Origin of the sequence: Collinsella aerofaciens (assembly GCF_040915425.1) — a bacterium.
GTDB classification, from domain to species: domain Bacteria; phylum Actinomycetota; class Coriobacteriia; order Coriobacteriales; family Coriobacteriaceae; genus Collinsella; species Collinsella aerofaciens_BW.
On sequence record NZ_JBCPDN010000016.1, the window covers coordinates 1 to 9,844 of the forward strand.

The window sequence follows — 9,844 nt, forward strand, 5'->3', positions numbered from 1 at the left end:
GCTTTGTGCAGCCGGGCTCCACGCTCACCATCGGCCGCAACCAGCGCCGCTACACCGCGCTCGACCGCGACGACGTTGTGCTCGAGAGCTACGACAACGCGAGCCGCGAGGTCGCCCATGTCAACCGCGAGCGCGAGAAGGCCGCGCCGTTTAGCGAGTACGTCGAGACCTTTACCGAGGAGCAGGTGCGCGCCGAAACCGCCCGCTGCCTGGGCTGCGGTGCTTCGATCGTCGACCCCAACAAGTGCATCGGCTGCGGTCTGTGCACCACCAAGTGCGCGTTCGATGCCATCCACCTGGATCGCGATCGCCCCGAGTGCTCCACGATGGTCAAATACGAGCAAAAGCTCCCAAGCCTCGGCAAGTATGCGCTCAAGCGCGCCATCAAGATCAAATTCGGGAAGAAGTAAGAAACGCAACAAGCAGGAGAACGGCGCAGAGAGCGGTTGGACAGCGAGCGAGTCCCAGGCGTGGCGAGGTGCCTTGAAAGAGGAGGGCATAGGGCTTTTGCCCATGCCCGACGATTGAAAGGCAGATCGCCCGTCTGGGGCTCGCGCAGCGTCAAGCCGACCGCCGTTCGTTAGAACGGCGGAAGAAAAAGTGCATGAATTGGGAATCGTCTATCACATTATTCGCGATGTCGAGAATGTGGCGCGCGCTCATGGCGTGCGTCGCGTTTCGAGCGTGACGTTGCTACTGGGCGAGGTCTCGGGCGTCGTTCCCGACTTGCTGCTCGACGCTTGGCGCTGGGCAGCAGATAAAAAGCCTATCACCGAGGGCGCGGAGCTTATCGTGGAGCCCGTCGAGGCCGTGACACATTGCGAGGCGTGCGGCTGCGACTACGCGACGGTCGAGCACGGCAAGACCTGTCCCCAGTGCGGTAGCGGCGAGACCTATTTGCTGCAGGGTCAAGAGGTAATGATCAAACAGATCGAGACCCCCGACGAGGACCCGGCAGACGCTGCTCCTGACGGCCTCTCCGACGCCCCCGATGCCGTCGACGCCGCCAACCCTCTCCATATCGCCTAATATCCAATGACTACATGGGCTAGAGTTCCTAACATATTTGCTTCGGTTAGTCAAGCCATGTCTGTTTAAACAAAATGGCGGCAGTACAAGCGCATTCGCGCTTGCCTAAAATCGATATTAATGAACAGCCTGCTTGTATCTGTAAAAGGCATGGCTTGATGAGCGACGCCTTGTCGTGTAATGAGTCAAAAAGCAGTAACGTAATCAACTTGTAACAAACTTAGACGTTTAAACAAATAATCCAACCTTTTGCGGATTCAGCTATAATTCCACAATCCAAACAGGTATACTCCTTTCATGTCGTGTAGGAAATACGTAGACAAAAAGGAGGTTATGTGATGGTAAGTATTGTTCTTGCTAGCCACGGGGACTTGGCAGCTGGAATCAAGCAGACGGGCTCGATGGTCTTTGGCGATCAGCCGTCTGTTGCCGTGGTCTCGCTCGAGCCGAGCATGGGCCCCGACGACTTCCGTGCCAAGGTCGAGGAAGCAATCGCTTCCTTCGAAGACCAGGAGCAGGTGCTCTTCCTCGTTGATCTGTGGGGCGGCACGCCGTTCAACCAGATCAGCGGGCTCATCGAGGGCCACGATTCCTGGGCTATCGTCACCGGTGTCAACCTGCCTATGCTCATCGAGGCATATTCGCAGCGCTTTGACGCAAAGAACACTGCACATGCGATCGCAAAACATCTCGTGACTGAGGCTAAGGCTGGCGTGCGTGTCAAGCCCGAGTCTCTGGAGCCCGAGGAGAAGAAGCCGGCTGTGGCCGCCGCTGCTCCTGCAGGCGCCATCCCTCCGGGAACGGTCATCGGCGATGGGCACATCAAGATCGCCCACGTCCGTATCGACACCCGTCTGCTTCATGGTCAGGTGGCCACCACGTGGACCAAGCAGATCAACCCCAACCGCATCATCGTGGTTTCCGACGGCGTTGCTCACGACGAGCTCCGCAAGACCATGATCGAGCAGGCTGCCCCTCCGGGAGTCCATGCCAACGTCGTTCCCATCAAGAAGATGGCCGAGGTCGTCAAGGACACGCGCTTTGGTGACACCAAGGCCATGCTGCTCTTTGAGAACCCGCAGGATCTGCTCAAGGCCATCGAGGCCGGTGTCGACATCAAGGAAGTCAACATCGGTTCCATGGCTCACTCCAAGGGCAAGGTCGTCGTCACCAACGCCGTCGCTATGGGCGATGACGACGTCAAGACTCTCGAGGCCCTCAAGGCCAAGGGCGTCAAGTTCGAGGTCCGCAAGGTTCCTTCGGATTCCTCCGAGGATCTCGACGCCATGTTGAAGAAAGCTAAGGCCGAACTGGCCGCTCAAGCATAGTAAAGGAGGGTCCGATACATGTCTGCAATCACTATTCTGCTTGTTGCGATTGTCGCGTTGCTTGCCGGTATGGAAGGCATTCTGGATGAGTTCCAGTTCCATCAGCCGCTCGTGGCATGCACGCTTATCGGTCTCGTAACCGGTCACCTTCAGGAGGGCATCCTCCTGGGCGGTTCGCTCCAGATGATGGCCCTTGGCTGGGCTAACGTCGGCGCCGCTGTCGCGCCTGACGCCGCTCTGGCCTCGGTCGCTTCTTCGATCATCATGGTGCTCGCCCTCAACGGTGGCGCCACCGATTCGGCCAAGGCCGTTACCACCGCTATCGCCGTCGCCGTCCCGCTGTCGGTCGCTGGTCTGTTCCTGACCATGATCTGCCGTACCATTGCTACCGCTATCGCTCACGCCATGGACGGTTGCGCCGAGAAGGGCGACTTCTCCGGCATCGAGCGCTGGCAGTATGCTGCCATCCTCATGCAGGGCCTTCGTATCGCCATCCCGGCAGTGCTTCTGTGCGTCATCCCGGCCGAGGCCGTTACCAACGCGCTTAACGCTATGCCCGACTGGCTGTCCGGCGGCATGGCTGTCGGCGGCGGCATGGTCGCTTCCGTCGGTTACGCCATGGTCATCAACATGATGGCCACCAAGGAGACCTGGCCGTTCTTCGTCCTCGGCTTTGTCCTTGCTGCCATCCCTCAGCTCACGCTGATCGCCCTTGGTCTCATCGGCATCTCCCTTGCCCTCATCTACCTTGGCCTTAAGGATCTGGCCAAGCAGGGTGGCGGCATGGGCGGTGGCTCCGGCGACCCGCTCGGCGACATTCTGAACGATTACGAGTAGGAGGGGAGTGATACATATGGCAGAGAACAAGATTCAGCTCACCAAGGCTGACCGCAAGAAGGTTTGCTTCCGTCATCAGTTCCTTCAGGGCTCGTGGAACTACGAGCGTATGCAGAACGGCGGCTGGTGCTTCGCAATGATCCCTGCGATCAAGAAGCTCTACACCAGCAAGGATGACCAGATTGCCGCTCTTAAGCGCCACCTGGAGTTCTATAACACCCACCCCTATGTTTCCGCCCCCGTCATTGGCGTTACCCTCGCTCTCGAGGAGGAGCGCGCCAACGGTGCCCCGATTGACGACGTCGCCATTCAGGGCGTCAAGGTCGGTATGATGGGCCCGCTCGCCGGCGTCGGCGACCCCGTCTTCTGGTTCACCCTTCGCCCGATTCTGGGCGCTCTGGGCGCTTCCCTGGCCATGTCCGGCAGCATCGTCGGTCCGCTGCTGTTCTTCTTCGCGTGGAACATCATCCGTTACGCTTTCCTGTGGTACACGCAGGAGTTTGGCTACAAGGTCGGCTCCTCCATCGCCAAGGACCTCTCCGGTGGTCTGATGGGCAAGGTCACCGAGGGCGCTTCCATCCTGGGTATGTTCATCATCGGCGCCCTGGTCGAGCGCTGGGTGTCCATTTCCTTCACCCCGATCGTCTCCACGGTCAAGCAGTCTGCTGGCGCCTTTATCGACTGGGCTAGCCTCCCCTCCGGTTCCGAGGGTATCAAGGAAGCGCTGACGATGTACAACTCCGTCGGTGCTACCGCCCTTGATCAGATGAAGGTCACCACGCTTCAGGCCAACCTCGATCAGCTCATCCCCGGCCTTGCCGCCGTGTGCCTGACCCTGCTGGTCTGCAAGCTCCTCAAGAAGAAGGTCAGCCCGATCGTCATCATCCTGGCTCTCTTCGCCGTCGGCATCATCGGTCGCTTCTGCGGCTTCATGTAAGCACGCTTCGGCTTAAGACCGAGAGTAGCTAGACAAGGGCTTTTGAGCCATTGAAACGGACCGCACCCGGTGGGTACACTGGATGCGGTCCGATTGTTTTATTTGGAGGGCGAGGCGCGCATGGCGCAATCTCAGAACAGCACGGTCGATTTGGCAACGCCGGCAACCTGCCTGATGGGGCTTACCAGCCACGGTAACGTGATGGTGGGCAATAAGGCGTTTGAGTACTATAACGAGCGCAATCCCGAGGATTATATTCAAATCCCGTGGGATGAGGTCGACTATATTGCCGCCGAGGTTTTGCGCGGCACCAAGAAGATCACGCGTTTTGCCATCTTCACCAAGGACAACGGTCACTTTACGTTTTCGACGCGCGACGACAAAGAGACGTTGCGCGCGGTCCGCAAGTACGTCGACGAGGATAAGCTTGTGCGTTCGCCCGATTTTATCGATGTGACGGCCAAGGGCGCCAAGAGCATCCCCTCCGTTATCAAAAACCTCTTCCACAAAGGCAACTAGTCATTAAAGAGCGCCCCCCAAGTGGGACGCAGTTTCCCATGGGGCTCGATCGGGAAAGTGCATCCCAGTTCGAGCGCCGATTCCGGGATGTAGTTTCCGGAACGGGGTCGTTTGGGAAACTGTGTCCCGTTTCGAGCCGAAATTCTGGGACACAGTTTCCAGCGAGGTCCCATTGGGAAAGTTTGACCCAGAATTTGCCTGGATAGTGGGACACACTTTCCGGAGGGCTGTTCCACCGCAACTTCGAAGAGTGGCTATACGCTGTATTACAACGGCGTAAATCTGCTACACTAGTACAACATGCCTCCGTAGCTCAGGGGATAGAGCACCGCTCTCCTAAAGCGGGTGTCGACGGTTCGAATCCGCCCGGGGGCACCAGAAGTAAATGCAGGTCAGACGGTATAAATCGTCTGACCTGCTTTCTTATATAAGGGCATCGTTAACGTCAGTTGGGTAGAATTTGGGTAGAAAGTTTTTTTGTGAAGGGCTATGCCCAAAGTCCGGTTTCCAACCCTTCCCACAGCCTACGGGCTTATAAGAAGCCCTTCGGCCATGGAAAGCGTTGAAAACCTAGGGTGACGTTGCTGTGAGATGGGCGAGTTTCCAACAGCCCCCGACGTCTTCGGGTTTCGCCTGGGACCCTGCGACACCGTGGACCGTCGAAAACTCGCCCTTCCGCTTGGAAGAGGGCTTTTACCCCTTAAAATTGTCCGAAAGTGACAACGACGCAGGAGGTCCGGTATGCCTGCCAGCAAGAAAGAGGCAAAAGAGTTCGTCAAGCGGTGGCAGAAGCGCCTTGCCGCCATCCCCGCGGGCTCCAACAACGAGCAGCAGGACACGCAAAAGTTCTGGGTCGACCTGCTCATCAACGTCCTGGGCATCCCGTCCAACACCATAGACAGCTTCGTTGACTTCGAGCGGAAGGTGAGAGGCCGTCGCATCGACGTGTTCGTCTCTGACCACAACTTCCTCTGCGAGCAGAAGTCGTGGGGCATCGACCTCGATAAGCCCGAACCCAGGAACGGCGGCATGGAGACGCCGCTCCAGCAGGCCATGTGGTACGCGCGGCACCTGCCGTACTCCGAGCGCCCCCGCTGGGTGATGACATGCAACTTCGGGACCTTCCGCCTCTACGACCTCGACAACGAGCGGCCCGAGGACACCGTGCAGGAGTTTTCCCTCGAAGAGCTCCAGGACAGCCTGTATCTCCTGTCCTTCCTGACCTCCAACGAGACGAGCCGCCTGCACAAGGAGCAGCAGCTCTCCATCGAGGCCGGGGCCTACGTCTCCAGGCTCTACGATGCCCTCGCCAAGCAGTACCACCACATCGAGGAGAAGGACGAGCGCGCGCAGGAGGAGCAGCGCTCGCTCAACGTGCTCATCACCCGAATCATCTTCCTGCTCTACGCCGAGGACGCCGACCTCCTGCAATCGCACCAGGCGTTCGGTAGGTACTGCGAGGGTGACCCTGCCAAGCTCCGCCGCAAGCTGGTGGACCTGTTCGAGGCGATCGACACACCCCTGGATAAGCGGGACGAGTACATGGACGAGGACCTCGCGGCCTTCCCGTACGTGAACGGCGGTCTGTTCGCCGACTCCTCCATCATCGTCCCGCAGATGACCCCGGAGATCCTCGAGGCCATCACCGACGCGTCCCAGGACTTCGACTGGCGCGAGATCTCGGGCGTAATCTTCGGCGGCGTGTTCGAGGGCACGCTGAACCCCGAGACGCGCCACGCCGGGGGCATGCACTACACGAGCGTGGAGAACATCGAGCGCTGCCTCAGGCCGCTCTTCCTCGACGAGCTGTGGGACGAACTGCACGAGGCCGAGGGCGAGAGGACGGCGGCGAAACGCAAGCAGGCCCTGGCGAGGCTGCACGACAAGGTTGCCTCCATCACCATCGGCGACCCCGCGTGCGGCTCGGGCAACTTCCTTACCGAGGCGTACAGGCAGCTGCGCACCATCGAGAACCGAATCATCGAGGACGAGCTCAGCGAGGAGACCGGCAACGCGGGTCAGACATCCCTCGTCATTGCACAGGACAGCCCAGTCCGCGTATCTCTCGATCAACTGTACGGCATCGAGATAAACGACTTCGCCGTCTCAGTCGCCAAGACCGCCCTTTGGATCACCGAGGAGCAGATGCTCCGAAAGACGCAGGAGATATACGTCGGTTATGACTTCGACTTCCTGCCGCTCAGGAGCCTCAGCAACCTCCATGAGGGCAACGCCCTCAAGACCGATTGGTCCGAGGTGTTCCCCGATGACCTCACGTACCTCGTGGGCAACCCGCCCTTCCTCGGGGCCCGCAACCAGTCCAAGGAGCAGAAGGCCGAACTCCTTGAGGTCTTCGATGGCGCGAAGAACGCGGGCAACATCGACTACTGCGGGGCCTGGTACATGAAGGCCGCGAGGTTCACGCAAGGGAAGCGCACGCGCTGCGCCCTGGTCTCGACCAACTCCATCTGCCAGGGGGAGCAGGTCGCCAACCTCTGGAAACCCCTGTACGACCTGGGAATCCATATCGACTTCGCGCACAACACCTTCCGCTGGGACAACGAGGCGGCAGACAAGGCACACGTGTTCTGCGTCATCGTCGGGTTCTCGCGCGAGGTTGGGGCCAAGACGCTCTTCTATCACGCAACGCCCGATTCTGACGAAGAGCAGATTTCCGTGGCCCGAATCAATGCTTATCTTAAAGACGCTCCGGACGTTTTTGTCTACAGCAGAAGTAAGCCATTATCAGATGTTCCAGAAATGGGAATAGGCTCCCAGCCTATAGACGACGGCAATTACCTTTTCACTGATGAGCAGAAAATCGAATTCTTGCAAATTGAACCTGGTGCAGAGAAATTCTTTCACAAGTGGCTTGGATCACAAGAATTTATCCGTGGCAAAAGCCGTTGGTGTTTATGGCTTGGGAACGCAAATTGGGATGAGCTAAAGAATCTGCCTAAATGCAGGGAAAGGGTTGAAGCGGTGCGCCGGTATCGGCTCAAGAGCAAGAGAAGTCAGACCGTTAAGGCTGCAGAGTGCCCTGCCCATTTTGGAACTGAAATCCTGTCGGATACAGATTCAATCTTGATACCAGAGGTTTCATCAAGCCGAAGGCGATACATCCCAATGGGGTTCGTCGATGCTGAGGTCTTTTGTAGCAATAAAGTTCGTCTTATCCCAAATGCAACTCTCTATCAATATGGGGTGTTGCAGTCCCAATTTCATAATGCATGGGTTAGGGTCGTGACCGGAAGGCTGAAAGATGATTATCAGTACTCGGCTGGTATTGACTACAACAACTTCGTCTGGCCCGAGCCCACGGAATCCCAACGCGAGGAAGTTGAGCGTTGCGCTCAAGCCGTGCTCGACGCCCGGGATGCCCAAGAAGGTGCGACGCTCGCGGACATGTACGATCCCAAGAACGAGACGTTCTTCCCCGAGCTGATGGCGGCGCACAAGGCGCTCGACACTGCCGTTGAGGCCGCCTATGGCGTTGATTTCGGCGGAGACGAGGAGAAGATTGTCGCCCACCTCTTCAACTTGTACGCCGAGAAGGTCGGGGCGTAGCAATCGGCCTTGCGGCCGATGGGTCCCGCTTATGGGCGGGACCCCCGCGACGCGCGGCGTCGCTCTCGCTGCGGCTCCCTGGCAACGCTCCCCAGGGTCGCGTTTCGTCCGCCTCCGCTCACACCGGCCCCACCCGGCGAACGGCTGCGCTCGATGGCTTCCAGAAGTCGCCATCGCTCCGCCGTGGTCGCCGGGCGGGGCCTCTCGCGCCGGGTCGCCGAGCGCCGTCGTACGACGCTCCCCATGGGTCGCGTCTCCTCGGCGTCGGCTCAACCGTCGCTCACCTGCCCGGGCTCGCGTTGCCTCGGCAACAGGCTCGCTCCGTGCAGGCAAGATATGGATTCCGTTGCACGGAATCATCTTGCCCGCCTGCGGCGGGGCGGCGAACCGCTCCGAGGTCGCTCTCGCCGAAGGGCAAAAAGAAAGGGCCGGGACGCCTGTTGCGTCCCGGCCCCAAGAGCTCAGTCGTCGCGCCCGTTCTGATTCTCCAGCGCCTTTCGCTCAAGCTCCCAGAACGCCCGCATCGCCGTCGCTATCCCGCGCAGCGTGAAGCGGACGGTGATGCCGGTCGAGCGGTCGACGGCGAAACCGAGCCTTCCGCCGTTGACCTTCCTCACAGCCCCGAGCGACTTCGAGGGGAAGCGGTACTGGAGGCTCCCGCCCTTGGACTTGGCGAGCTCGATGCCGTCCCGCCTGAGCCGCCGCTCAAGCTCGCCCATCCGGTCAGGGCAGTCGCAAGTGCGCCCGACCTCCTCGATCCGGCGGGCGACCGCGACGCGGACGCGGGCGTTCTCCGAGCGCTCGGCCTGCCCCTTTCGGGCCATGTCGCACTCGGCCCTGCCGGGTTGCCTCGCGTGGACGCGCGAGTTGGCCTTGCCACGCTCAAGCTGCCTGAGGCCGTATCGCTCGTCCAGGGCACGAACGGTCTTCACCCGCGCCTTTGCCGCCTTTCGCGCGGGGCCCTCGTCGAGCCTCCGCCCGGTCTCAAGGTCGCTGCGGTTGATGCCAAGGTGCACGGCGTAGCGGTCGGTGGCGTCCGCGCGGCAGCGCTCGCGGTGCAGCACCATCACGACCTCCTGGTTGGGGTAGCGCTCGGCCGCGTACTCCCTCGCGTAGCGCATGCACATCTCCGGCGTCATCTTCCCGCCGTTGAGGTCGCACTCGTCGGGGAGGAACCCGAGTATCTGGTGCTGCATGTAGGTGCACCTGGCACCGGCCTTGCCGGGCCTGTCGTGGCCCATGGCCGCCCTCGTGTCTGCCATCTCCTGAAACCAGCGGTCATCGTCGATGATGTTCTGCGTGCCGTGGGCGAGCGCCTTGTCGCGGTCCCAGGAGAGGTAATCCCTGAGTCTCGCGAGGTGCTTCTCGCTGCAGACGCTCGTCTGCTTTATCGCCGTCATGGTCGCCTCCCTAGTCGAGCGAGAGCCCGCTGAATTTGCCGCCCGGCTTGCTCCCGTTCTTCTTCTCCGGCTCGGGCCACTTTGGGCACCAGGTCGAGGCCTCCTCGCGCATCTTCCCAGCAGCTGACTCGTCGAGGCGGCGCTGGTAGGCGCGACGGTTCTCCGCCTCGTGCTCGGGGGTCCCGAGGTCGAAGTGCCCCCTTGTGGGCGTGTTGGTGCAGTCGGTG

Annotated in this window: 9 protein-coding genes and 1 tRNA gene; 8 read left to right on the forward strand and 2 right to left on the reverse strand. The window is 60.2% G+C overall.

The features are described 5' to 3' along the window. The 8 genes from AB5164_RS03560 to AB5164_RS03595 all read left to right on the forward strand — a co-directional run. Window positions 1–410: 4Fe-4S binding protein (locus AB5164_RS03560; RefSeq protein WP_368147804.1), on the forward strand; the 410-nt coding region annotated here is incomplete at its 5' end. A gap of 190 nt (window positions 411–600) precedes the next feature. Then, window positions 601–1,029, forward strand: a complete 429-nt coding sequence (locus AB5164_RS03565) for a hydrogenase maturation nickel metallochaperone HypA/HybF (RefSeq protein WP_195521126.1) — start codon at window positions 601–603, stop codon at window positions 1,027–1,029. A gap of 338 nt (window positions 1,030–1,367) precedes the next feature. Next, the gene (locus tag AB5164_RS03570) at window positions 1,368–2,357 is read left to right on the forward strand and encodes a PTS sugar transporter subunit IIB (protein WP_368143298.1); all 990 of its coding nucleotides are present in this window, start codon (window positions 1,368–1,370) and stop codon (window positions 2,355–2,357) included. 18 nt (window positions 2,358–2,375) lie between these two features. Beyond that, window positions 2,376–3,194 carry a PTS mannose/fructose/sorbose transporter subunit IIC gene (locus AB5164_RS03575; protein WP_006235195.1) on the forward strand — a complete coding sequence of 273 codons (819 nt, stop codon included), beginning with the start codon at window positions 2,376–2,378 and terminating at the stop codon, window positions 3,192–3,194. A 16-nt stretch (window positions 3,195–3,210) separates the two neighbouring features. After that, window positions 3,211–4,131: a PTS system mannose/fructose/sorbose family transporter subunit IID gene (locus AB5164_RS03580; protein ID WP_055310058.1), complete on the forward strand. Its 921-nt coding sequence runs from the start codon at window positions 3,211–3,213 to the stop codon at window positions 4,129–4,131. 120 nt (window positions 4,132–4,251) lie between these two features. Next, window positions 4,252–4,650, forward strand: a complete 399-nt coding sequence (locus AB5164_RS03585) for a DUF956 family protein (protein WP_006235193.1) — start codon at window positions 4,252–4,254, stop codon at window positions 4,648–4,650. A 302-nt stretch (window positions 4,651–4,952) separates the two neighbouring features. Next, window positions 4,953–5,028: transfer RNA gene (locus tag AB5164_RS03590), tRNA-Arg, on the forward strand. Between the two features lie 363 nt (window positions 5,029–5,391). Further along, on the forward strand, window positions 5,392–8,217 hold the full coding sequence (locus AB5164_RS03595) for a DNA methyltransferase (protein WP_368143073.1): 2,826 nt from the start codon (window positions 5,392–5,394) through the stop codon (window positions 8,215–8,217). A gap of 461 nt (window positions 8,218–8,678) precedes the next feature. On the opposite strand, the gene AB5164_RS03600 is transcribed toward AB5164_RS03595, so the two are convergent. Beyond that, window positions 8,679–9,617, reverse strand: a complete 939-nt coding sequence (locus tag AB5164_RS03600; protein WP_368143072.1) for a relaxase/mobilization nuclease domain-containing protein — start codon at window positions 9,615–9,617, stop codon at window positions 8,679–8,681. A gap of 10 nt (window positions 9,618–9,627) precedes the next feature. Then, window positions 9,628–9,844: hypothetical protein (locus AB5164_RS03605; protein ID WP_368147805.1), on the reverse strand; the 217-nt coding region annotated here is incomplete at its 5' end.

Coding starts and splice junctions, on each gene's coding strand:
- AB5164_RS03600 (WP_368143072.1), bottom strand. CDS start 9,617: ATGACGGCGATAAAGCAGACGAGCGTCTGCAGCGAGAAGCACCTCGCG.
- AB5164_RS03575 (WP_006235195.1), top strand. CDS start 2,376: ATGTCTGCAATCACTATTCTGCTTGTTGCGATTGTCGCGTTGCTTGCC.
- AB5164_RS03570 (WP_368143298.1), top strand. CDS start 1,368: ATGGTAAGTATTGTTCTTGCTAGCCACGGGGACTTGGCAGCTGGAATC.
- AB5164_RS03595 (WP_368143073.1), top strand. CDS start 5,392: ATGCCTGCCAGCAAGAAAGAGGCAAAAGAGTTCGTCAAGCGGTGGCAG.
- AB5164_RS03585 (WP_006235193.1), top strand. CDS start 4,252: ATGGCGCAATCTCAGAACAGCACGGTCGATTTGGCAACGCCGGCAACC.
- AB5164_RS03580 (WP_055310058.1), top strand. CDS start 3,211: ATGGCAGAGAACAAGATTCAGCTCACCAAGGCTGACCGCAAGAAGGTT.